This window comes from Hungatella sp. SB206 (assembly GCF_051132295.1).
GTDB lineage: Bacteria > Bacillota > Clostridia > Lachnospirales > Lachnospiraceae > Hungatella > Hungatella effluvii.
The window spans coordinates 6703767-6727465 of record NZ_CP096603.1 but is presented as its reverse complement, the minus strand read 5'-3'; the positions used below and the strand labels follow the sequence as shown (position 1 = coordinate 6727465).

Sequence of the window (23699 nt, the reverse complement as noted above, 5' to 3'; positions counted from 1 at the left end):
AACGGATGAAAAAAGGAAAGATTACAAAGAGTCTCTATCTGTGGGTGCGGTCCTTTATCATCGTATCCGTCGTCATGATCGGCATGCTGGTGGCGCTCACGACCTGGATGGTAAAAGAGTTCTCCGGAGAGATTGAAGAGTTGAATCACGGCCTGACATCCGTGCTTCAGACCAGCATCGATATCCGCCTGAATGATATCGACAGTTTTGCCGCCCAGCTGCAGATGAACGCTGTGAACCTGAAGCTGAGCCGCTCAAAGGAGCTGAGTGAAATTGACAAGGATTTTATCGTTCAGTTTTCACGCCAGCTCTATGATTACAAGCTTTCCAATACCTTTATTAAAGAAATATACGTCTATTATCCCCATTTGAACTATGTGGTCGGTGATCTGGGATACTTTGGTGCGGAAAAATACTATCTGCTGAAAAATGAATTAAAGCTGGACGGATATGAGGAGTGGCTGGAGACTGCCGGCGGCCAGAAGAGAGACGGCTACAGTTTCATGCCTCAGAGCGACGGTAGTCTGGAGCTGTGCCTGTTCCGCCAGCTTCCCTACGACTTATCCAGCGATAAAACAGCCATTTTGATGATTCTCATTAATAAATCGGAGGTGGAATCCATTCTCCGGAACGCAAATGAGGGGATGGGAAACACCATGACCGCGGTAGTTACCGAAGATGATTCCGTCTATGCCAGTTTCGGTTCCGGAATTGACCACGCGGACTTAAAGGAAAGCCTGCAGGCAAACGGCGGAAAGCCCTTATTTAAGATGGAGGGCAACTACGGTTCCGTGATGGACTCGGATTATTACGGCATCAGATACGTCACCTTAATCGAACGGCGCAAGCTGCTGGACTCCGGTTACTTCATACGGAATATCGCCTATGTGTCCATCGGTCTGTGCATGATATTCGGTGCGGTCTTATTTGCACTTCTGGGACGACGCAACGCAAAGCCGTTGAAGGACATTCTGGATAAGGTTGTGAATAAGACGGAAGAGGGTGGCCGTTTCCTGGATGATTACGATTTGATTGACAACGGAATCAGCCGGATGCTGAAAATGAATGTGGAGAGCACCCGGAAGCTGGAGGAACAGAGGGAGGCCATAGAGGCCCTGTTCCTGTGCAATCTCTTAAGCAGCGAGGAACGCAATAATTCCGTGATTTTCGCCTCCATGCAGAAATTCGGAATTCAGATGGAATACTCCCTGTTTCAGGCCGGACTGATCCGAAACCCCATGGGATTCAGCCAGGATGAGATTCGCGACGCGGATGTGCGGATCCGTGGGGTGCTGAAGGAAAAAGAGGATATAGCCGTCATGACCGCCGAGTTTGACGGAAGCCTCGCACTGCTGTTCCATATGGAGCCGGAGTACGGAAAGGCGGAGATGCAGGCCATTGCCGCGGAAATATTAGACAGTCTTCACTCGCTGGTGGAATGCAGGGTTATGCTGGGCGGAATCTATGATTCCATGTCTAACATCATAACCAGCTTTCATCAGGCGCAGATGGTTGCGGAATTCTGTGAAAATGACAGGGGCCGTGTGTTCTTCTATGACGAAACAATGGTGGGAAGGCAGGAGAACGCCGCCTATGTAAGCGTGATGCCGGAGTACGAGATGGCCATGCTGGAGGAGAAGTACGAGGAGGCCGACCGGCTGCTGGATCTTCTTTTTAATCAGTATATCGGCACTGACCGCAACGTCTACACGAGCAGGGCGAAAAAATACGCGGTTATCAATCCCATTCTGATGGCTCTGGAAAACCATGCAGGGAGCTGTACCGAGTACCGCATGGAGGAATACACCAGGAATTTATCTGAAGCAAAGGATGGACAGAAGCTGCTGAAGCTCCTTCACGAAGGCTTTGGCTATCTGATCCGGTGGCAGCAGAAGCGCCAGCTGGACCAGAAGGAATATTGCGGAGCGGGCCAGACAGTACATCAACTTAAATTTTGAAGATCCCATGATTGGACTTTACAGTATTTCCGACATGCTTGGCGTGAGCAATACGTACTTATCCACCACCTTCAAGAAGAAATACGGAATCGGAATCGCACAGTACATCAACAGTCTGAGGATTGAAAAGGCCAAACGGCTCATTGTGAATACGGACGAAAATATAAAGGAAATAGCGCTGTCCGTGGGCTTCTCCAGTGACGCCGCCTTTATCCGGGTGTTTAAACAGTTTGAAAATACGACACCGGGCCGTTATAAGAAGAAATAATGCATAAAAAACTGATTAAAATGGAGATATTTTAATCAGTTTTTTTGATTTCCACCTAAAAAATTGAGAATCAGTGAAAGAAATGTATATCACAGTGCCTCGAAATCTCTATATAAAGCATTTGAGAATTAGAAAAACAGCACAAAAATAGAAAATATACAGGGGGTATTTTCGGTGTTATGATAGGGCCATCATCAAACCGATTGGAAAAGGAGGCAAAAACAATGAAAAAAAGAATGAAGAAATGTCTGAGTCTGGCACTTGCAGGGGTGATGGCCGGGATGCTGGCTGCCGGGTGCGGCGCCAATGGACAGAAGGATGCAGCATCAGCCGGGGGCAATGAGACAGGGGGAACACCTGTTAAGGAACATGCGGCTGCCGATAAGAGCACAGAGGGGGAGAAAGCCAGCGGAGAGAAGACGAAGCTGGTGCTCTGGATGCCGCCCTTCGGCACGGAGGAGTCTCTCGACAAGGAAGTATGGGGAGAGATCTTAAAACCGTTCGAAGAGGAAAACAACGCCCAGGTTTCTATAGAAATCATTCCCTGGAGCAATTACGAAGAAAAGTATTTGACCGGAATTTCATCGGGACAGGGGCCTGATGTGGGATACATGTACATGGAGATGATCAACGATTACATAAAAGCAGGCGCCATCGCACCGTTTGACGACTTTTTGACAGCAGAGGACAGAGACAATTTCTACTATCTCGATAAAGGTGTCATTGACGGAAAGCAGTACGCCATGCCGATCGTGGTGGGCAGCGCCCGCGTTATGTTCTATAACAAGGCAATCTTAAAGGAGGCCGGTGTTCAAAGTGTTCCTGAGACCTGGGATGAATTTAAGGATGCCTGCCAGAAGGTGGCGGCAATCGGCAAGACTCCGCTGCTCCAGCAGTGGGGAGACAAATCCAAGGGTGCCATGAACTCCATCTTCTTCCCCTATTTATGGCAGGCAGGCGGAGAGATCTTCAATGCAGACGGCACAAAAGCAGAGTTTGACAGCGAAGCGGGCATAAAAGCGGCCCAGTTCCTGGCAGATTTACGGTTTAAGGATGGAATCATGCCGGAATCCATTACCTCCATGTCGGAAGACCAGGTATTTGCAGAATTCAAGGCAGGCAACACGGCGTTTGTCATGAGCCCGACGAATCAGGGAGCGGGATTTAAGGAGGCCGGTATCGACTGGGGCTTCTTCACTTCCTTGAAGGATCAGAATATGGGGACATTTGCGTCAGCGGATTCTCTTGTCCTGATCAGCGCCAGCAAGAATAAGGACCTGGCAGTGAAAATGGTGAAATACATGCTGAGCGGCCCTTCCATGACGAAGTTCCATGAGATGGCGGCATTTCCGCCGATCGCCAGGGATGAGGAGTATCACGATGACCCGGCGTTTAAGGCTGTATATGAGGACAACAAGGACGCTCTTATTACCCTTCCTGCCGTACAGGGTTCCGCAGCGGTCTACGATAACCTGTATAAGAACCTTCAGCTTATGATGCTTGGACAGATGACGCCCGAGGAGGCCTTGAAGAATGCGGCCGACTATGCAAACAACACGCTGTCACAGAACAAGTAAGGGAAGAAAGAATCTCGGTGTCGCGGAAACATTCGCAGAAAATGTTCCGCGGCATCTTTTTAGAAAGGGGATCATTCGTTTGAAGGCGATATCTGAATTTATCAAAAAAAACAATGGATTTTTGTATGTGCTTCCCAGCTTTCTTCTGCTGGTGCTGTTTTCTCTTCTTCCGCTGTGCATGACCGGATACTTCAGCTTTACGGAATACAGCGTGCTGAAGCCGCCGGTGTGGGTAGGCCTGGACAATTATAAGAGTATGGCCGGCGATCCGTTTTTCCGTCCGGCAATCCGCAACACTGTGATCTACACGCTTGTGACGGTTCCGGTTCAGACTGTTCTGTCGCTGGTGATAGCCAATCTGCTGGCCTCCCGGTTTCGGGGAAGAGTCGGCAATTTTTTCAAGAGCGCCCTGTTCATCCCGGTGATCTCCTCCATGGTCCTGGTCGGAACCGTGTGGAAGTTCATGCTTGCCACGGAAGGCGGAATCATCAATAACATCCTGGGGCTCGTCGGCATCGGCAAGGTAAACTGGCTGGGCCGGTATAATCTGGCTCTGATCAGCGTGAGCATTGTAGCAATCTGGAAAAATGTTGGGTACTTCCTGGTAATCTATTACGCTGGACTCATGGACGTGCCGAAGAGCCTTTACGAGGCGGCGAAGGTGGACGGCGCGTCTCCACTGCAGCAGTTTCTCTATATTACGGTTCCGGCTCTGAAGCCGATTACGTATCTGGTCATCACGCTGGGGACGATCTGGTCCTTCCAGGTGTTCGATCTGGTCTATACGATGACCGGAGGCGGCCCGGGAACAGCGACAATTACCATGGTAATGTCCATCTATCAGTCCGGCTTTAAACAGTATAAGATGGGGTATGCCAGCGCCATGGCGTTCGTTCTGTTTTTGATTGTCATTGTGATCTCGATCCTTCAGAAGAAGGTATTCAGCGGAAAAGGAGGGGAATAAGATGGAAAAGAAGGTACAGCCCGTTCTCTGAGCGGAAGCGGTTCTCCTTGCAGTGCTGGCACTGGCGGCGTTATTTCCGTTTGTCTATATGGTATTAACCTCCATGCGGCAGACGTATTCGATGGAACTGAATTTCGGTCTGACTGGATTGAATCTTAGAAACTATTCAACCATTTTCAAAAATTTCGAATTTGGCAAATATTTATTCAACAGTGTCTCTGTGGTGGTGATTGCCTGCTTCTTCAACGCCGTGATCTCCTCGACCGCGGCCTACGGCTTCGAAAAAAAGAAATTTGTGGGAAGCGAGCTTCTCTTTGCGGTCTATTTAGCCACGCTCATGGTGCCGTCCCAGGTGATCTTAATTCCGCTGTTTCGGATTGCGCAGAAGCTTCATCTGCTGAACACCTACTTAATCCTGGCGCTTCCGGTGGTCAATGCCTTTGGCGTGTTCCTGATCCGCCAGTTTATCACCAGTGTGCCGGATGATCTGATCGAGGCGGCACGGATTGACGGCTGCAGGGAATTCCGGATCTTTTATTCCATCGTCGTTCCGCTCATCAAGCCGGTCCTGGTGTCGCTGACCGTGTTTACGTTTATCACTACCTGGAACGACTTCGTGTGGCCGTTAATTGCCATCACGAATACGAACCGGAGCACCCTGACGCTGGCCCTGGCCTCTCTCCAGGGAAATTACGCCACGAATTACGGCTTGGTCATGGCGGGCGCTACTCTGACATTTATGCCGCCCTTCATCCTGTACATTTTCCTTCAGAAGGAGTTTGTGGAAGGAATCGCCTTGAGCGGCGTGAAGGGCTGAGAAAGGAAGAAAGTATGGCCAATTATGAATTTATGCTGACAGACAGTCTGGAGAAGGTGTTCCCGGACAAACGGCCGGAGCGGCGCCTAGGCAAAACCATCACGGCCCTGGGTGGAGAGAGAATCTCCATGCAGCTGGCCTATTATATGGAGTATGGCGGCTGCGAACTGAATGAACAGGAGATCACGGTAACCTTTGACTGCCACGGTGACTTGTGCGCAGAGCGCGCGAGTGATCGTTCGGAGATTGCGGACCGCATCCGCATGCGAAAGGTGGAGCTGGTTCCGGCGGCCATGGCGGCGTACCGGGAACAGCTGGATGACAATTACTTATTCACAGAACCGTGCCTCTGCCCCGACCTTCTGACACCGGTGCGCGGCGGAATCCTGCGGCCCTATGCATCACAGTGGAGAGCCGCATGGATCGATCTTTTGGTAACGCCGGAAATGTGCGGCGGCTCTTATCCGGTAACTGTCTCAGTAAAAAGAGGGACAGAGCTTTTATGGTCTGAAACAGTTACGATTTCAGTAGTTCACAGCGTTCTGCCGGAGCAGAGGCTGATCTATACGGAATGGCTGCATGCGGACTGTCTGGCCGATTATTATAAGGTGGAACCATTTTCGGAAAGATACTGGGAGATTCTGGAGCAGTTTGTGCACACGGCGGCGGAGCATGGCGTGAACATGCTTCTGACCCCGGTCTTTACCCCGCCTTTAGATACGCAGGTGGGCGGTGAGAGAACTACGGTACAGCTGGTGGGCGTGAAGAAAGAGGAGGGCGGCTATACCTTTGATTTCTCGCTTCTGCGCCGGTGGATAGCCATGTGCAGGAGAAACGGGATCAAATATCTGGAGATTTCCCACCTGTTCACCCAGTGGGGGGCAAAGCATGCACCGAAGGTGATGGCCCTTGTGAAAGGGGAGAAAAAACAGATATTTGGCTGGGACACAGAGGCGGCAGGTGAGGCGTACCGCGGATTCCTGAGTGCTTTTCTGCCGGAGCTGAAAGGTGTTCTTAAAGAAGAGGGGATGTTTGAACAGACGTATTTTCATATCTCAGACGAACCTCATGGGGAACAGATGGAGACCTACCGCGCGGCGAAGGAGAGTATCTGGCCGCTCCTGGCGGACTGCCATGTGATTGATGCACTGAGCAGCTTTACCATCTATCAGGCCGGAGTGGTGGAACATCCCATTGTCTGCAACGACTTCCTGGAACCATTTCTTGAGGCGGGAGTGGAGGATCTCTGGACGTATTACTGCTGCGTTCAGGGCCGTGAGGTGAGCAATCAATTTATGGCCATGCCGTCCGCCAGAAACAGGATTCTGGGAGTTCAGCTGTACTTGTACCGCATGAAGGGATTTCTGCACTGGGGATACAATTTTTATAATTCCCAGCACTCCGTTTCCGCAGTGAATCCGTATCTGGTCACAGACGCAGGGGGCGGTTTCCCGTCGGGGGACCCATTCGTCGTCTACCCGGCAGAAGACGGGACCCCTTATGAATCGCTGCGCTTTATGGTTTTTACGGAGGCAATGTATGATCTGAGAGCCTTCGAAAGGCTGGAGGAGCTGGCCGGGCGGGAATACGTGGAACGCCTGATTCATGAGGGGCTGGAGTATCAGATTACCTTTAAGAAGTATCCGAAGGACGCGGAGTATCTGCTGCGTCTGAGAGAAAAGGTGAACTGGGAGATACGCATTATTTCCATGCGCTCGGAATTGTGGTAGAATAAAAATATCAAAAAACAAAACCGCATGGGCAGATCCAGCGAGGGCTGAAATCATTTCCTGGATTGCGGAGAGGGTTTGGATATGTGTTCTTATGGACTTGATATGATGAAAATTAGAAAAAGAAACTTTTTAGTGGTGTTTTTTCTAGCTTTAATACCACTGACATTGTTGACTGGTTATCGGTTGTTTTCGCTTATTATAGAGTTAGCAGGCTCGATGAAAGATGGGGATATTATTTCAGGCGTAATAGCTTTTCTTTTGAGGATATTTGTTGAAACGATTGTATTGATAATCATCTCTGTGATATGGATTGCAATCTGTTGCTACATCCCATTAAAAAAGCTGCATAATTTTTATTGTGAAAATATTTTTACGCAGGCGGTTTTGCGCAACTCCGATTACTCCTATGTGCGCTATACTGAGCGATTGTTGAATACAGCGGAACTGGTGAAAGCGAAGATTATACCTCCGTATACCGACTATAAGCAAAAAGAAGCGGAATATCTGGTGGGCAGATACAAGGACGTCGATTTTGAAATCGCGCCGCTCACCTTATCCTATGGAAAAGGTCCCAATGAGGAGATTAACGGCTGCATCGTTGTGTTTACCGGGTTGGCAAGTCTGTTTCATAACGAAGATTTTGTGCAGGTATCTTGCAGCACAGATGAGGATGTCTTTGCCGAATACCTCCCCCAAAAGCGAGGGCTGGAGGTTAAAAAGAAGATTGCCATCAATCATAATAGAAACTGCTTGTTTATCGCACCAAAAAATCAGAGGATTTCCGAGGAACAATTTGTATTGCTGGAGCATCTTGTGGGGGAACTTTCCGAACAGGTGAGAACACATTTTTATATAATATTTGCACAAAGTCAGGTGTACTTTATCAACAATGATAAAACTCTTATTATTAATCTTCCTTTGTGGCACAGCATAGAAAAAGAGATTCAGGAGGTGGAGAAAAACGGGATTGTTAACATAAATCTGTTTGTCAACACATTTATCCGTGCAAAAGACGGGCTATCAGCTTATCGCTGATAGTCCGTCTTTTGGTGTCATATCCCGCTTGCTGGCTGCACAATTTGTATGTTCTTAAATATTGCCTCATTGGGGGCGGCCTTTATGAGGTAATATTTTTCGCATTTTACTCCATATATCCGCCCTTCATAGGCGAAACGGCATGTTCAGAAAAGATCTTCAGCACGCCGGAGGTGTATTTGGCCGGTTTTGGTGTCCAGTTCTTCAGACGCACGGCCAGTATGGCGTCCATTTCCTCCGGTGTTTTCTTCTCGCCTCTGACTCCGATTATCCGGAGAATTCTGGCGGGAATATCGATCTCGATTAAGTCATCCTCTTCGATCAGGGCGATCGGTCCGCCCTCCGCGGCTTCGGGGGATACGTGGCCGATGGCCGGTCCCCTGGAAGCGCCGGAAAAACGTCCGTCGGTGATGAGCGCAATGCTCTTAGACAGCTCTTCATCGGAGGAAATAGCCTCCGTGGTGTAGAACATCTCCGGCATACCGCTTCCCTTCGGGCCTTCATAACGGATGATGACGGCATCTCCTGGCCGTATGGTTTTGTCTAATACGGCGGCGATGGCCTCCTCCTCACAGTCGAAGGGTTTTGCCTTTAACACGGCCTGAAACATCTCTTTCGGAACAGCGGAATGCTTCACCTCCGCACCCTCGGGCGCCAGATTGCCGCGAAGGATTGCTATGGTGCCGTTGTCCCCAATGGGATTTTGGAAGCTTCGGATAATGTCGGTGCGTTTCCTTCCGACCTTCGCCAGGTATTCATCACATTTCTCATAGTAACCGTTTTTCTTTAAGTCTTCCAGATTCTCACCCAGCGTCTTGCCTGTGACGGTTAAGACATCGAGGTGAAGCATACTCTTAATCTCCTCCATGATCCTGGGAACACCGCCGGCATAATAGAAATACTGGGCCGGCCATTTGCCTGCGGGGCGGATATCCAGGAGATAGTGGGCGTTCCGGTGCATACGGTCGAAATAGTCTGCGTCGAGTTCATAACCGAACTCATGGGCCGCGGCCGGTATGTGAAGCAGGGAGTTGCTGGAACCGGATATGGCGGCGTGCACCATGATGGCATTTTCAAAGGACTTCATCGTTACGATATCAGTGGATTTAAGCCCGGTCTCTGCCAGCTTTACCGCCTGTACTCCGGCATCGTAGGCCGCCTTCTTCAAATCTTCACAGGTAGCAGGCATCAGGGCGGTGCCAGGAAGCATGAGACCCAGCGCTTCGGCCATTACCTGCATGGTGGAAGCCGTTCCCATGAAGGAGCAGGCGCCGCAGGAGGGACAGGCGTGCTGCTTGTACCAGGTCAGCTGGTCCTCTGTGATTTCCCCTCTCTGGCATTTGGCGCTGTACATTCCGATCTGCTCCAGCGTGAGGAGGTCGGGACCGGCGTCCATAACGCCTCCGGTTACGACGATAGACGGAAATTTCAGCCTCCCAATCGCCATCAGATGAGCCGGAACCGCCTTGTCACAGCTGGCTATGAAGACACCCGCGTCGAATGTCGTGGCGTTTGCATGGATTTCGATCATGTTGCAGATGGTGTCCCGGGAAGCGAGAGAGTAGTTAATCCCGTCGTGTCCCTGTGCCATGCCGTCGCAGATATCGGTGGCAAAATACCGTGCTCCCTTGCCTCCGCTGTGACCTATTCCCTTCACGGACTCTTCCACAAGTTCCAATAAATGAGCGCTGCCCGGGTGGCTGTCTCCAAATGTACTCTCTACTATAATCTGAGGCTTCGACAAGTCATCCACCTTCCAGCCCATTCCCATGCGCAGCGGATCCATCTCCGGCGCCAATGCACGGACTTCCTGACTCTTTAGTTTCATAGCGTTTCCTCCTGAATTCTATGTTTTTCCTGGCAAAGGCATAATACGTATGATGTATTTTATAAAACCAAAATACCATACTCGCAGGACAAAGTCAACAAGGCGTTGGAAAAATATATGAAGTGCTTAAAATAATAATTCTGTGAAGGAAACTACGCGGGCTTTGACATAAGGGACTTTTGCGGAAACACAGACAAAAAGAGCAGCTGCTGAAGCCAGAAATCTGTGCTTTGGCAGCTGCTCTTTTATACTGGGATCAATTTTTAAGATCTATTAATTCCTTAGCCATGGCCAATAAATCATCTTTGGAAACAGTTTTGTTAATATCCATCAAAATATAATGAATGTCACCATCTGTCCATGAAACAGAATTGGCCTGCTCATTGTTATAGAACAGCTCATGTTCACCGTATTTTGTGACAGAAGCGTTTTCAGGTCCGGAGTAGTATTCGGCCGGCTCGGCTGACAGGCTCACCGTTTTTTCAACGCCATTTTGGGTCTTGACGTATTTGAAACTGATGCCTTTGCGGCGATTGACTGCGGAGCCGTTGCTGTCAATACTAAAGGTTTCTGTTATAGACCCGCTGCTGAACTTATACTCCAATGCAAAACTGTCAATGAGTTTTGGTACAAAGCCCACATCTTCCTTAAGGGTGTCACCGGTTGGAAGACTGGTATAATCTGCGGCAGCAGAGGCTGAGGGAACGCTGACTTTAAAGCTGGGGGCTGATTGGGCGGCATAACAGGGAATGGCGTTCAAAAGCAGCGCGGCTGCAATGAATAGAACAGCGAGTTTTTTCTTTTTCATATAATATCCTTTCTTTTCTGAAGGCTTATAATGAGTTCCTAAATAAAAGTATAGAGAATAAATCTCTAAAAGTCCTCAAAAAACAGGAATATATTGGAATTTGATAAAAAAAGGAAGGTGGATCTTGCTATGCTGCCACGAGCCTTTTTCCTGAATCCCCTGAGCAGGAGTCTGCGTACCTCCCTCCCCTTTATCGAAGAGGCTTCTCTTCTTTTTCTAACTGCCGGAATACTCTCCGGTTGTAGATCAGATGCATGTACATCGCGCATTTTGCGCCTTCTGCATCACGTTCTGCGATGCAGTTTACGATTTCACGGTGAGTCTCGATGGTCTCCTGGCCCAGAGCGCGGTTGGTTACATCGACAAACACGGCGATGGAGGAATTGATGACCGGAATCAGTTTTTCTACTACACTGTTGCCGCTGCAGGAGGCGATCATCGTGTGAAGACGGATATCGGCCTCCATGTGGTCACGGCCGGATTTGATCAGCTCTTCGATCTGATCGCACTGGAGCTTCATCTCCCCGATCTGTTCCGGTGTCGCGTGATCGGCCGCCATCATGGCGATCTCAGGTTCCAGCATCAGACGTACGCTGACTAAGTCCAGCGCCAGCTTGGTCTTGTCTTTTACAAAGGTAAGTCCCAGCGGATCGTCGGTGATTCCCTGCCTCTCGGAGACGAAAGTGCCGGCGCCGCGCCTGATCTCCAGGATCTGCCGGGATACCAGGATCTTGATAGCCTCGCGAATCGTAGTACGACTGACGTTTATCATCTTGCCGAGTTCGAATTCGTTGGGGATCTTAGCCCCTACTTCCAGATTGTTATCTATAATATAGTTTAATATGTAGTCGGCTACCTGCTCTGCCAACGGTTTCCCATTATAAAATTCTAAGCTGCTCACCCATTTTACCTCCCTGTTGAATTGAGTTTATTTTAACATAGAACCGGCGTTTTGTCACCTGATGGCCGTTGAATTTAAGGCGTTGAGGGTTCAGAATGCGTCAAATCGATATCTAATGAAGAGATCATACGTATTTGAAGAAAATATGCACAAAATAGATTGGGATAATTTGTGTAAAAAGTAAAATTATATGAAAATACTTGACATATTTATCCGGTAATGATATTTTATAGAGGCAAAGACATCATACGTATTATGAAAAAAGATAAAATGAAACAGGGAGGTATTTTTATTATGGATTATGTAGCAAATCCGGCGCAGCTGATAACTGCCACACTGGTGGGGTTCGTGGTACTCTTGTTCCTGATTATTAAACTGAAGCTTCATGCGCTTCTGTCGGTTCTCATAGCGGGAGTCATTATCGGAGTTGGAAGCGGTATGCCGTTTTCACTGGTTACTCAGGCTGTCACGGATGGTATGGGAAACACCCTAAAGGGGATCGCGCTGATCGTCGGACTTGGTTCCATGTTTGGCGGCATTCTGGAAGTCAGCGGCGCGGCGCAGGCGATTGCCGACAAGCTGGTTAAGGTATTCGGTGAGAAGAATTCTGCGTTTGCACTGGGGCTAGCGGGCGTTATCATCGGTATTCCGGTATTCTTTGATCCGGCTTTCATTATTCTTATGCCAATCGTTTATTCCATTGCAAAGAAGACGAACAAATCCTTACTATATTATGTTCTTCCGATGACGGCGGGGCTCGGTATCGGATCGGCGATTCCGCCCACGCCGGCTCCCATGCTGATTACGGGAAGCCTTCCTGTGGATCTGGGAACGGTCACGATCCTGGCGCTTGTACTTGTTATTCCGAAATATTTAATCAGCTATGCGGTAGCTGTTCCGTTTGCAAAGAAAATGTATGTACCGGTTCCTGAAAATGCCGTTATGGCTCCTGAAAAGAAAGAGGGCACCGCAGGTGGGCCGTCCTTCGGCCTGGTTATCTCCATCGTGCTTCTGCCGATACTCCTGATTTTAATCAGCGCCTCCGCAGGCATGATGACTGCGGAGGGGGCCGGAATGCAGAGATTCCTGGATTTCTGCGTATTTATCGGCCAGCCGTATCTGGCATTGATCATCGCCAATGTGGCCGGAATCATCTTCCTGTGTGTGCGTAAAGGGATTACCATGGAGACGGTGGAGTCCGTTCTTGCAAAATCCCTTCAGCCTGTGGCCATGATTGTCCTGGTTACCTCGGCCGGCGGCGTGCTGCGTTACGTTCTGGATTATTCCGGGATGGGAACCCTGATTGGCAATGCCCTGCAGAATGCCAACCTTTCCGTTATCCTTGTAGCCTATATTATTTCTACTCTGATGAGAATCGGAGTGGGCTCCACCACGGTGGCGCTGACTATGACACTGGGAATTGTTGCATCGTTTCCGCAGATTTCCACCTACTCTCCAATGTATCTTGCCTGTATCGGTATGTCCGCCATGTTCGGAGCGACCAGCTTCTCTCATGTCAATGATTCCGGTTTCTGGCTGACAAAGGAGTATATGGGAATTGATTTGAAGACAGCGTTTAAATCCTGGACCCTGTATGGAGGCTTCTGCTCCATCCTGTCATTTATCGTATTGTATGCCATCAGCTTTATCTGGGCATAGACGCAGAAAGAAGGGAGAATACATATGGCACTTTTAAATGTAGATTTTTACTCATACTACCTCGGAATGGATTCACCGCTGACTGTTCTTCTTCCTGAAAAAAGGGGGAGGAAGCCGGAGGCGGCTCCTGATAAAAAGTATCCCGTCCTGTATCTTCTGCACGGCCATGTAGACGACAACACTGCGTGGATCAGAAAGAGCGATTTGGAGCTGCTGGTCCGGGATCACGATGTCATCGTGGTTATGCCTTCAGCACACAGAAGCTTTTACACAAATGGAAAACACGGGCACCTGTACTTCGATTACATCACAAAGGAGCTTCCCGTCGTTGTGAGCAATTTCTTCCCGGCATCCACCAGGAGAGAGGATACGTTTATCGGCGGTCTCTCCATGGGCGGTTACGGTGCCTTAAAGGCGGCGCTGTCCTGCCCGGAACAGTACGCAGGTGTCGCTGCAATGTCGGCGGCCAACAGTCCCTTCGAGGCTATGAAGACAGCCGGAACCATGTTCTTAGTTTCTGATTTTATGGACAATGTTTACCGCATTTTTGGCGACGAGGAGGAGTATAAGGGATCGAAGGACGATCTGGAGTATCTGGCGAAACAGACAGCCGCATCCACAGGACCCAAGCCGAAAATCTACCACAGCTGTGGACAACAGGATCCCCTTTACGGTCTGAATGTGGAATTTAAGCAGTTTATGGAAACAAATTGCCCGGAACTGGATTACCATTACTGCGAATGTGAAGGGAACCACAACTGGGGCTTCTGGAATCCACAGCTGAAATGCATACTGGAATATTTCGGACTGATTCCGGCCAGCCGGGAGAAGCCCGGTACGTGAGAGCAGAAAATCGGGAGCCGGTCCGCTGCTTTTGACGAATGAGGCAGCCCGTGGTACAATCGCAGTATGGAGGGGCGCTATGATACATACAATCGATTTTTTATACGAGGTAAGAAAGTCAAAAGAGCTGGAGCGGAGACTGCTGGATAATATGAAAAACCGAAAAGAAGCGCATCTGCTGATTGGCGATTTCTCGCTGAAATTCGATTTCGACAGACGCATGGTGAATATTTCCTGCATGAATCCACAACACCCCTTTTTCCATAAATGCCCTCCGTTAGACTGGACGTTTGAAGAAATGGAAGAGGCTGTGAAGGTTGTTGTGGGAGATAAAAAATAATGAAAAGTTTTTTTGAGAGTATTTAAAATGCTCCTGCCGGATATGGCGGCGACAGGCATTTTGATACTCTCATTTTTGATTCATATGCAGCGGCGGCTTATAAAAAAGAAATTCCCCGGGAAGGTGTACTTTGTCTACCTGAATTTCGATGCAAAAGCCCGGACGGCCGTACGATTCTTTACAGACATCATGGGTTCTAATTACCATTGTGAAAAAAATATTAAAATATTTAATAATAGTTATTGTTATTATTTTAACGGCGTGATATAATGAGACCATATTGGAGATACTCTAATTATCTGAAACATTTTTTAGAACTAAGGTTTTACTCATTTAAATCATGAACAGGAGGATATTCACATGAAAGAAACTATTGTAGTAATCGGGGCAAATCATGCGGGAACGGCGGCGCTCAACACAATCCTGGATAATTATAAGGATAAAGAGGTGATCGCCTTTGATTCCAACAGCAACATCAGTTTCCTGGGCTGCGGTATGGCGCTCTGGATCGGCAAACAGATATCGGGACCGGAGGGACTGTTTTACTCGGATAAGGCGGCGTTTGAGGCAAAGGGCGCCAAAATATACATGGAGACTCCGGTGACCTCTGTCGATTACGATAAAAAGATCGTCTATGCGGCCGACCGCGAGGGCAACACGTATGAGCAGCATTTCGACAAGCTGATCCTGGCGACCGGTTCACTCCCGATTCGTCCGGCCATCGAGGGAATGGAGCTAGAAAATGTACAGTTCGTAAAGCTGTTCCAGAATGCTCAGGATGTGATTGAGCGTTTGAAGGATGAGAGTGTAAAGCGCGTCGCAGTGGTCGGCGCCGGTTATATCGGCGTGGAGCTGGCGGAGGCATTTAAGAGAAACGGCAGGGAAGTGGTTCTGATCGACTGTGCGGAGACCTGTCTGGCCGGATATTATGACAGAGAATTTTCCGATCAGATGGCGGATAATTTGAAGGAGCACGGAGTTACGCTGGCCTTTGGAGAGACTGTGAAAAAGCTGGAAGGTTCCGTTCGCGTGCAGAAGGTAGTCACGGACAAGGGAAGCTACGATGCCGATATGGTAGTGTTCGGAATCGGCTTCAAGCCCAATACTGCACTGGGCGGAGAACAGATCAGGCTGTTTAAGAACGGCGCGTTCTTGACGGATTTATGTCAGGAGACCAGCATTCCGGGCGTCTACGCGGTTGGAGACTGTGCAACGGTTTACAACAACGCGATTCAGGCCACAGACTACATTGCGCTGGCGACAAATGCGGTCCGCTCCGGAATTATAGCGGCTCACAATGCCTGCGGCACGAAGCTGGAATCCGTGGGCGTTCAGGGTTCTAACGGCATCAGTATCTGGGGCCTTAACATGGTGAGCACGGGAATCAGCCTGGCAAAAGCCGAGAAGCTGGGAATCGAGGCGCTCACCACGGATTTTGAGGACTGGCAGAGAGCGGAATTTATGGAAAATGGAAACTATAAGGTAAAGCTGCGCATCGTCTATGACAAAAACACGAGAGTGATTCTGGGCGCGCAGATCAGCTCGGACTACGATATTTCCATGGTGATCCATCTCTTCTCGATGGTTATCGAGGAGCAGGTGACCATCGATAAGCTGAAACTGTTCGATGCGTTTTTCCTTCCTCACTTTAACAAACCTTACAACTATATCACCATGGCTGCGCTGAGCGCGAAGTAAGATGGCCGGGAACGGCAACCGGGAATCCCGAATGACTCCAAAAAGTTTCCGCCGGTAATTTACAACCGCCATGGCTCGTGTTAAAATCGGAATAGAAGATGGACAATACGAGAAGGAGGATAAGGATACATGAAAAAGGTGGGATTTATCGGAATTGGGATCATGGGGAAATCCATGGTGCGCAACCTGATGAAGGCTGGTTTTGAGGTGGCGGTTTACACGAGAACAAAGGAAAAAGCAGAGGAAGTGATCGCAGAGGGCGCAGTTTGGTGTGAGGACGTGAAGACCTGTGCCGCCGGGCGTGACGCGGTGATTACCATCGTGGGATATCCGAAGGATGTGGAAGAAGTATACTTCGGGGACGATGGAATCGTCGCCAGTGCAGATCCGGGCACGTTTCTGATTGATATGACGACGACGAGCCCGAAGCTGGCGGTCAGGATATACGAGGATGCCGCAAAAGCGGGGCTGAAGGCCCTGGATGCGCCTGTAACCGGCGGAGACACAGGGGCGAGAGAGGGAACGCTGACGATCCTGGCCGGCGGAGATGAAGCGGACTTTAACGCGTGCATGCCGCTCTTTGAGGCCATGGGAAAGAACATCAAGTATGAAGGAAAAGCGGGAAATGGCCAGCATACGAAGATGTGCAACCAGATTGCCATAGCCGGCGCGATCTCCGGCGTATGCGAGGCCATGGTCTATGCGAAGGCCACCGGACTCGATGTGGCCCGGATGGTGGATTCGATCGGAACGGGAGCGGCGGGCAGCGCACAGCTCAAGACGGTAGCGCCCCGTATCCTTGTTGGCGATTTTGATCCCGGCTTCTTTATCCGGCATTTTATTAAGGATATGAAGCTTGCCTCCGAGGAAGCGGAGAACGCAGGCGTTCATCTGGGAGTGCTGGATTACGTGCTTTCCATGTATGAAGATATGGAGGCGCAGGGAAAAGGAAGTCTGGGGACTCAGGCGCTGGTTCAGTACTACCAGTGGTAGAGGAAAATGAAGATATAGCAGAAAATGCGGAGGTCTGCCGGGAACAACCGGCGGACTTCCGCATTTTCCATTACTTATTTAGAAAGAGTTCAGCCTTCGCATACGGCAGCCGCCGCCGTATGTGAAGGCTGAACTCTTTCCTTATTCGATTTTTCCGATGCCTGGATAATACCGGAACAGTACTTTTGCAATGATTTTATCACGCTTTACGTATTTATTCTCCCAGCGCCTGGCGTCTGCGGAGAAATTACGGTTATCGCCCATCATAAAGTAGGAATCCTCCGGCACTTCGAAGCGGGCCGGTGGTTCCGGGTCCATGGGCTCCCGAATGTAAGATTCGTCGAGAGGCGTCTCCGATCCGTTTAAATAGACCTTTCCATCGATGATATCTACGGTGTCTCCGGGCAGACCGATAATCCGCTTTACATAGTAAATGGTACCGGTCGGATCATCCGGAAAGTGAAAGATAACGATGTCGCCGCGCTTTGGATCGCTGAATCTGTAAGACAGCCTGGAACCGATGACACGGTCTCCGGTCATGATTGTATTTTCCATGGAGCCGCTTGGAACCTTGCTGTTTGCGATGATGAAGTTGTTCAGAACAAAGGCGATGACGGCCGCCGCTATAATAATTTTAATCCAGCTTATGATCTCGGCCTTCCAGTCAAATGCCTCGCTCTTCTCCAGTCTGTTATCTTCCTTTTTCATTGAAACCTTCTTTTCTATCCATATATTTTGTCCATAACAGAGTTTAAATGAGTTTCCGGGATTCCGCAAGGGGTTTTCTTAAATGGTAAGAAAATATTCACAAACATTCCACGAAATGTCCATAAAAATATGGTACCGTTATTTTAAACAATCCGCTGTGTGGGGCATGGCGGAAGACTTCGGGGGGAAGACGTATGGGAGAGACAATTAAGCAAAAGAGTATGAACAGCGGCGCAGAGGGGAATCCTGCACAGAAGCGGCGGGAGATACGGCTGCTTCTGGCATCTGGCGTCCTGTTTGCGTTATCACTGCTTTTTCAGCTTCTGGCCCGTCTTGTACCGGGATTTGGAGAATGGTATGCAGTAACCGTTTATCCGGTTATCGTGGGAACACTGGGACGATTATCCGGGATTTTTCCATTTTCCGTAGTAGAGTCAGCCGTTTATTTCCTTATAGCATCAGCGGTCTGGTATACGGCCACTCATATCAAACGGATTAAAATGGTGCTTGTGAGGGCGCTGTTTCTGCTGACGGGGATTTTTTTTCTGTTTACATTTAACTGTGGTATCAATTATTATAGAAAACCGTTCTCCAGCTACACCGGTCTGGAAGTCAAAAAGTCTTCAAAGGACGAACTTACGGAACTGTGCGCTGCGCTGACAAAGACCGTGAATCAGTACTGTGAAGACGGCGTCGGTGCGGCCATGGAGATGAAGGATGCCAACCGGGAAGGCGTGGCAGCCATGAGACGGTTGGGAGAACGGTATCCTCAGCTTGCAGGCTACTATCCCAGGCCGAAGCCGCTGGCGTGGTCATATTTCTTTTCCGTTCAGCAGCTGTGCGGCCGGTATTCACCCTTTACCGTAGAGGCGAATTACAACCGGGAGATGCCGGATTACAACATTCCCCACACGATCTGCCATGAGCTGTCCCATCTGCGGGGATTTATGAGGGAGGACGAGGCGAATTTTATCGGTTATCTGGCCTGTATTGGTTCCGATTCTCCCTCCTACCGTTACAGCGGATACTTAACCGGATGGGTCTATGCGACCAACGCCCTGGCGAAGACCGATATGGAGGCGTATCTGGAGCTGTGCGGCGCTCTGGACGAGCGGGCCTGGGTGGATCTGAGAGGAAATAATGAATTCTGGGCAAGATACGACGGGAAGGCGGCGGAAGTGTCCAACCAGCTGAATGATACGTATTTAAAAATAAACAGTCAGGCAGATGGTGTGAAGAGCTATGGCCGCGTTGTTGACTTAATGCTGGCTTATGCCAGGAAACAGGCGGATTCCCTGGAGGAAGAACAATAGGAAAACGTGTAGATTTCGGAGGTTTTTTGTCGGAAAAATACGGAAAGTGCTGTTGGATTCTATTGTAAAATACGCATATGAATGCTAAAATAGACTCAGTCGCAAACCCCGCCGCAGACAGCGGGGAATCAAAAATGCAGCGTCGTGAGCGGCGGGGGTTCCGACCCTCGCGGCAGTCGCCGGATGGACCCGCAAGCGCGTCCGCCCGGCTCGTTGCACGCGGGAATAAACAGGGACCAGGAGGATATTGTATGGACAAAAAGTTGTATGATTTGATGGATTGGGCCGGGATTGAAGAGATTGTATATTCAGAAGCGGCGGACCCCCACAAGCTGCTGGGACCGCATATCACGGACGATGGACTGCTGATCTCCGCATTCATACCGACGGCAGTCATGGTGACGGTCAGACTTGCCTCCTCGGGAAAGGAATTTCCGATGGAACTGGCAGACGAGGCGGGCTTTTTCGCAGCGCTGATTCCGAGAAAGAATATTCCGGAATACACCCTGCTTGTGGTTTACGATAATGGCACGTCGGAGGAGCTTTACGATCCGTACGCATTTTCACCGCTGTACACAGAGTCGGACTTAAAGAAGTTTGAAGCGGGCGTTCATTATACAATCTATGAGAAGATGGGCGCACATCCGATGAGTGTGAATGGTGTGGAAGGTGTCTATTTCTCCGTGTGGGCGCCGTGTGCCATGCGCGTCAGTGTTGTCGGAGATTTTAACTTATGGGATGGAAGACGTCATCAGATGAGGCGCCTGGGCGATTCCGGGATTTTTGAATTGTTTATACCGGGTCTGGCATCGGGACTGATTTATAAATATGAGATTAAGAACAGCCATGGAGAGCCGCAGTTAAAGGCGGATCCATATGGTAATTTCTGCGAGCTGCGTCCGAACACGGCTTCTGTCGTATGGGATACGGGCCGATATGAGTGGCAGGATAACGTGTGGATGGAAAAACGCGCGAAGATGGATTCTAAAAATCAGGCTATGTCCATATATGAGATCCACCTCGGATCGTGGATCAGGAAAGAGACGGAGCGGGATGAGAACGGGAACGATATCACCGGTTCTGAATTCTATAATTACCGTGAGATCGCGGTAAAACTGGCGGAGTACGTGAAGATGATGGGTTACACCCATGTCGAGCTGCTTCCGGTCATGGAGCATCCGCTGGACGCATCCTGGGGCTATCAGGTGACCGGGTATTACGCGCCGACCAGCCGGTATGGCACGCCTGATGATTTCATGTATTTTATGGATTATATGCATGGACAGGGCATTGGCGTGATCCTCGACTGGGTTCCGGCACATTTCCCGAGGGACAGCTTCGGACTGGCTAACTTTGATGGGACATGCGTCTATGAACATAAGGACCCGAGACAGGGAGCTCATCCGCACTGGGGCACGCTGATCTATAACTATGGCCGTCCGGGAGTATCCAACTTCCTGATCGCCAACGCGCTGTTTTGGGCGGACAAGTATCACGCGGATGGAATCCGTATGGATGCTGTGGCTTCCATGCTGTACCTGGATTACGGAAAGAATCCGGGGGAGTGGGTTCCTAATATTTACGGCGGCCACGAGAACCTGGAGGCCGTGGAATTCTTAAAACATTTGAATTCTGTATTTAAAGGAAGGGCAGACGGAGCCGTTCTGATCGCTGAGGAGTCGACCGCATGGCCGGAGATCACCGGCGATATCAAGGAAGGCGCCCTGGGCTTCGATTATAAATGGAACATGGGCTGGATGAATGATTTTACGGGATACATGCAGTGCGATCCCTATTTCAGAAAGCACCATTACGGAGAATTGACATTCAGCATGCTTTACGCATACAGCGAAGATTTTATTCTTGTGTTCTCACACGACGAGGTGGTCCACGGAAAGGGATCCATGATCGGTAAGATGCCGGGAGAGGAACTGGAGACCAAGGCTGCGAACCTGCGTGCTGCGTACGGTTTTATGATGAGCCATCCGGGTAAGAAGCTGCTGTTCATGGGACAGGAGTTTGCACAGGTTCATGAATGGAATGAGAATGCGGAACTGGATTGGGGGATTACAGAACAACCGGTTCACAAACAGATGCAGGAGTATGTGAAGTCCTTAAATGAAATTTATGTAAACTATCCGGCGCTGCACCAGATGGATTATGAGCCCGAAGGCTTTGAGTGGGTGAACTGTACGGATTCGGAAGAAAGCATTGTGGTATTCCTGAGAAGGACGAAAAAGAAGGAGGAGACACTTTTGATTGTCTGCAACTTCGATACAGTACTGCATGAGAAATTCCGGGTTGGCGTTCCGTTTGCCGGAAAATATAAAGAGATTTCCAACAGCGACGCGGAAAGCTATGGCGGCGAAGGACGCACCAATCCGCGTGTGAAGAGCTCGAAAAAGGCAGAGAAGGACGAGAGGCCGGATTCCATCGAAATTACGGTGGCACCGCTCTCTGTGATGATCTTTACCTGCACGCCGGTGGAAGAAAAAGTGGTTAAGAAAGCTGCCGGAGCGAAGGCTACCGCTGCAAAAACCTCCGGAGTAAAGACGGCTGGAACAAAAGCAGCTGTGAAGAAGGCACCGGCGAAAAAAAACGCTGTAACAAAGGCAGTGGAGGTGAAGCCTGCGGCAGAAAAGATCGAGGACAAGAAGCCGGAAACTAAGAAAATCGCAGATAAAAAGGTCATGGCGGAGAAGCTTGAGGATAAGAAGCCCGAGACAAAGAAAATCGCGGATAAAAAGGTTGTGGCGGAAAGAATCGAGGATAAGAAGCCCGAGACAAAGAAAATCGCGGATAAAAAGGTCGTGACGGAGAAGCTTGAGGATAAGAAGCCAGAGACAAAGAAAATCGCGGATAAAAAGGTCGTGGCGGAGAAGCTTGAGGATAAGAAGCCAGAGACAAAGAAAATCGCGGATAAAAAGGTCGTGGCGGAGAAGCTTGAGGATAAGAAGCCAGAGACAAAGAAAATTGCGGACAAAAAAACAGGGGTGAAAAAGATCGAGGATAAGAAGCCTGAGACGAAAACGGCTGAGGACAGGTAACATAAGAATTGATTTGATTGGAGAGATATAAGAATATGATCACTGGCAGTTCAAACGCGAGCATTCCGGAAGAATCTCTGGCGGCCCTGCAGCAGGAGGTTCAGCAGAATTTAGAACAGCTGAAGCCTAACGTTATGCTGGAGACGATGAAAGGCTGGATTCCGGGACTGATCGCATTTGGAATCAAGCTGTTGATTGCACTGGCGATCTTTGCCGTTGGTTCCAGAGTTATTAAAGTTATTTACCACATGCTGAATCGTTCCTTTACAAGGATGGATATGGAGATCAGCTTAAGGAAGTTCCTGCTGTCCGTGCTGAACGCGACCATGTACTGCCTGCTGGGCTTCATCATTGCCGGGCAGATCGGTGTGAACTCCGCTTCCATTGTGGCTCTGCTGGGATCGGCCAGTATCGCCATAGGTCTTGCCGTCCAGGGAAGCCTGGCGAACTTTGCAGGCGGGGTATTGATCCTGATGATGAAACCATTTCGGGTAGGTGACTATATTGTCTCTAAAGACGGAGAGGGAACGGTGCATACCATTGGTCTTGTCTATACAGTGTTGAATACGGTTGACAACAAGCAGGTGGTAATTCCCAACGGAACACTGTCCAACTCGCCTTTAACCAATGTGACAGCCATGGACAAGCGGCGTGTCGATATTAAAATCGGCATTGGTTACAGTTCGGATCTGAAACGGGCAAAGGAGATTTTAGAGCAGATTTATGTAAATCATCCGTCCGTCTTAAAAGAGGAGTCTATTGATGTCTATGTGGACGATCTGGGGGCCAGTTCTGTTACGATCGGCGGCCGCGGATGGGTTGCCGCGGAGGACTACTGGTCTACGAGATGGGATATGATGGAGCAGATTAAGCTTCGCTTTGATGAAGCGGGAATCGAGATTCCCTTTAATCAGCTTGATGTGCATATAAAAAAGGGAAATGTGGAGACGCGGGACAGTTAGATGCGGGATTCGGATTTCTTTTAAGAAAGTAACAGCAGGGGCGCTTCCCGAACGGTGCAGAACCGGCGGGCAGTGCCTCTTTTCTGCATTTACTATGGTGTCCGGGGCGGGAACTGAACTGTTACCGGAGAGTGAACTGTAACCTTCAAAAGATTGCTTTTTCCAGTGCACTTTGTTATACTCGACATAGTATGTTTTTTAATGATTAAATAATTACAGATACTGTCCGGAAGGAAGTTCCGGCGAA

19 protein-coding genes are annotated in these 23699 nt (G+C 49.4%); 15 read left to right on the top strand and 4 right to left on the bottom strand.

All coding sequences use genetic code 11. The annotated features are described in order from the left end of the window. The first annotated feature begins 5 nt into the window (after positions 1–5). The 7 genes from M1L66_RS29930 (at position 6) to M1L66_RS29900 (ending at position 8352) form a co-directional block, all read left to right on the top strand. Positions 6–1958 carry a helix-turn-helix domain-containing protein gene (locus M1L66_RS29930; protein ID WP_434689265.1) on the top strand — a complete coding sequence of 651 codons (1953 nt, stop codon included), beginning with the start codon at positions 6–8 and terminating at the stop codon, positions 1956–1958. Positions 1959–1965: 7 nt separating this feature from the next. Further along, complete coding sequence (locus M1L66_RS29925; protein WP_434689264.1) at positions 1966–2226, top strand: helix-turn-helix domain-containing protein; 261 nt, start codon at positions 1966–1968, stop codon at positions 2224–2226. A 224-nt stretch (positions 2227–2450) separates the two neighbouring features. Beyond that, positions 2451–3803: an ABC transporter substrate-binding protein gene (locus M1L66_RS29920; RefSeq protein ID WP_434689263.1), complete on the top strand. Its 1353-nt coding sequence runs from the start codon at positions 2451–2453 to the stop codon at positions 3801–3803. A 79-nt stretch (positions 3804–3882) separates the two neighbouring features. Then, positions 3883–4767: a carbohydrate ABC transporter permease gene (locus M1L66_RS29915; protein WP_434689262.1), complete on the top strand. Its 885-nt coding sequence runs from the start codon at positions 3883–3885 to the stop codon at positions 4765–4767. Positions 4768–4819: 52 nt separating this feature from the next. After that, positions 4820–5584 (top strand): carbohydrate ABC transporter permease, encoded by a 765-nt coding sequence (locus M1L66_RS29910; protein WP_434689261.1) that lies wholly within the window; start codon positions 4820–4822, stop codon positions 5582–5584. 14 nt (positions 5585–5598) lie between these two features. After that, on the top strand, positions 5599–7314 hold the full coding sequence (locus M1L66_RS29905; protein WP_434689259.1) for a DUF4091 domain-containing protein: 1716 nt from the start codon (positions 5599–5601) through the stop codon (positions 7312–7314). A gap of 84 nt (positions 7315–7398) precedes the next feature. Further along, positions 7399–8352, top strand: a complete 954-nt coding sequence (locus tag M1L66_RS29900) for a hypothetical protein (RefSeq protein ID WP_434689258.1) — start codon at positions 7399–7401, stop codon at positions 8350–8352. 106 nt (positions 8353–8458) lie between these two features. Here M1L66_RS29900 and ilvD read toward each other — a convergent pair whose 3' ends face one another. The 3 genes from ilvD to M1L66_RS29885 form a co-directional block, all read right to left on the bottom strand. Continuing rightward, complete coding sequence (ilvD, locus tag M1L66_RS29895) at positions 8459–10180, bottom strand: dihydroxy-acid dehydratase (protein ID WP_187020322.1); 1722 nt, start codon at positions 10178–10180, stop codon at positions 8459–8461. Between the two features lie 256 nt (positions 10181–10436). Further along, positions 10437–10988, bottom strand: a complete 552-nt coding sequence (locus M1L66_RS29890) for a hypothetical protein (RefSeq protein WP_434689257.1) — start codon at positions 10986–10988, stop codon at positions 10437–10439. A 190-nt stretch (positions 10989–11178) separates the two neighbouring features. After that, positions 11179–11889 carry a FadR/GntR family transcriptional regulator gene (locus M1L66_RS29885; protein WP_025530666.1) on the bottom strand — a complete coding sequence of 237 codons (711 nt, stop codon included), beginning with the start codon at positions 11887–11889 and terminating at the stop codon, positions 11179–11181. A 294-nt stretch (positions 11890–12183) separates the two neighbouring features. Between M1L66_RS29885 and M1L66_RS29880 the strand changes: the two genes are divergently transcribed. From M1L66_RS29880 to M1L66_RS29860, 5 genes are all read left to right on the top strand, one after another. Next, a complete protein-coding gene (locus tag M1L66_RS29880) occupies positions 12184–13548 on the top strand; it encodes a GntP family permease (protein WP_434689255.1) in 1365 nt (454 codons plus the stop codon). Positions 13549–13572: 24 nt separating this feature from the next. After that, positions 13573–14391: an alpha/beta hydrolase gene (locus tag M1L66_RS29875; RefSeq protein WP_434689253.1), complete on the top strand. Its 819-nt coding sequence runs from the start codon at positions 13573–13575 to the stop codon at positions 14389–14391. A gap of 79 nt (positions 14392–14470) precedes the next feature. Further along, positions 14471–14731 carry a hypothetical protein gene (locus M1L66_RS29870; RefSeq protein ID WP_187020317.1) on the top strand — a complete coding sequence of 87 codons (261 nt, stop codon included), beginning with the start codon at positions 14471–14473 and terminating at the stop codon, positions 14729–14731. A gap of 360 nt (positions 14732–15091) precedes the next feature. Then, positions 15092–16429 carry a H2O-forming NADH oxidase gene (nox, locus tag M1L66_RS29865; protein WP_434689252.1) on the top strand — a complete coding sequence of 446 codons (1338 nt, stop codon included), beginning with the start codon at positions 15092–15094 and terminating at the stop codon, positions 16427–16429. Between the two features lie 129 nt (positions 16430–16558). Then, positions 16559–17422, top strand: a complete 864-nt coding sequence (locus tag M1L66_RS29860; RefSeq protein WP_187020315.1) for an NAD(P)-dependent oxidoreductase — start codon at positions 16559–16561, stop codon at positions 17420–17422. 141 nt (positions 17423–17563) lie between these two features. Here the strand turns inward: M1L66_RS29860 and lepB are convergent, their stop codons facing one another. Then, on the bottom strand, positions 17564–18130 hold the full coding sequence (lepB, locus tag M1L66_RS29855; RefSeq protein ID WP_187020314.1) for a signal peptidase I: 567 nt from the start codon (positions 18128–18130) through the stop codon (positions 17564–17566). 194 nt (positions 18131–18324) lie between these two features. Here lepB and M1L66_RS29850 point away from each other — a divergent pair, with 194 nt between their 5' ends. From M1L66_RS29850 to M1L66_RS29840, 3 genes are all read left to right on the top strand, one after another. Further along, positions 18325–19443, top strand: coding sequence for a DUF3810 domain-containing protein (locus M1L66_RS29850; RefSeq protein ID WP_434689250.1), 1119 nt, complete (start codon positions 18325–18327; stop codon positions 19441–19443). Positions 19444–19694: 251 nt separating this feature from the next. Next, a complete protein-coding gene (gene glgB, locus M1L66_RS29845; RefSeq protein ID WP_434689248.1) occupies positions 19695–22490 on the top strand; it encodes a 1,4-alpha-glucan branching protein GlgB in 2796 nt (931 codons plus the stop codon). A gap of 35 nt (positions 22491–22525) precedes the next feature. Further along, positions 22526–23452, top strand: coding sequence for a mechanosensitive ion channel family protein (locus M1L66_RS29840; protein WP_434689246.1), 927 nt, complete (start codon positions 22526–22528; stop codon positions 23450–23452). Positions 23453–23699 lie beyond the last annotated feature (247 nt).

What these genes read in the sequence shown, in the direction of transcription:
- M1L66_RS29890 (WP_434689257.1), bottom strand. Translation starts at nt 10,988, where the DNA reads ATGAAAAAGAAAAAACTCGCTGTTCTATTCATTGCAGCCGCGCTGCTT.
- M1L66_RS29880 (WP_434689255.1), top strand. Translation starts at nt 12,184, where the DNA reads ATGGATTATGTAGCAAATCCGGCGCAGCTGATAACTGCCACACTGGTG.
- nox (WP_434689252.1), top strand. Translation starts at nt 15,092, where the DNA reads ATGAAAGAAACTATTGTAGTAATCGGGGCAAATCATGCGGGAACGGCG.
- glgB (WP_434689248.1), top strand. Translation starts at nt 19,695, where the DNA reads ATGGACAAAAAGTTGTATGATTTGATGGATTGGGCCGGGATTGAAGAG.
- M1L66_RS29860 (WP_187020315.1), top strand. Translation starts at nt 16,559, where the DNA reads ATGAAAAAGGTGGGATTTATCGGAATTGGGATCATGGGGAAATCCATG.
- M1L66_RS29875 (WP_434689253.1), top strand. Translation starts at nt 13,573, where the DNA reads ATGGCACTTTTAAATGTAGATTTTTACTCATACTACCTCGGAATGGAT.
- M1L66_RS29930 (WP_434689265.1), top strand. Translation starts at nt 6, where the DNA reads ATGAAAAAAGGAAAGATTACAAAGAGTCTCTATCTGTGGGTGCGGTCC.
- M1L66_RS29925 (WP_434689264.1), top strand. Translation starts at nt 1,966, where the DNA reads ATGATTGGACTTTACAGTATTTCCGACATGCTTGGCGTGAGCAATACG.
- ilvD (WP_187020322.1), bottom strand. Translation starts at nt 10,180, where the DNA reads ATGAAACTAAAGAGTCAGGAAGTCCGTGCATTGGCGCCGGAGATGGAT.
- M1L66_RS29850 (WP_434689250.1), top strand. Translation starts at nt 18,325, where the DNA reads ATGGGAGAGACAATTAAGCAAAAGAGTATGAACAGCGGCGCAGAGGGG.
- M1L66_RS29920 (WP_434689263.1), top strand. Translation starts at nt 2,451, where the DNA reads ATGAAAAAAAGAATGAAGAAATGTCTGAGTCTGGCACTTGCAGGGGTG.
- M1L66_RS29900 (WP_434689258.1), top strand. Translation starts at nt 7,399, where the DNA reads ATGTGTTCTTATGGACTTGATATGATGAAAATTAGAAAAAGAAACTTT.
- lepB (WP_187020314.1), bottom strand. Translation starts at nt 18,130, where the DNA reads ATGAAAAAGGAAGATAACAGACTGGAGAAGAGCGAGGCATTTGACTGG.
- M1L66_RS29905 (WP_434689259.1), top strand. Translation starts at nt 5,599, where the DNA reads ATGGCCAATTATGAATTTATGCTGACAGACAGTCTGGAGAAGGTGTTC.
- M1L66_RS29870 (WP_187020317.1), top strand. Translation starts at nt 14,471, where the DNA reads ATGATACATACAATCGATTTTTTATACGAGGTAAGAAAGTCAAAAGAG.
- M1L66_RS29840 (WP_434689246.1), top strand. Translation starts at nt 22,526, where the DNA reads ATGATCACTGGCAGTTCAAACGCGAGCATTCCGGAAGAATCTCTGGCG.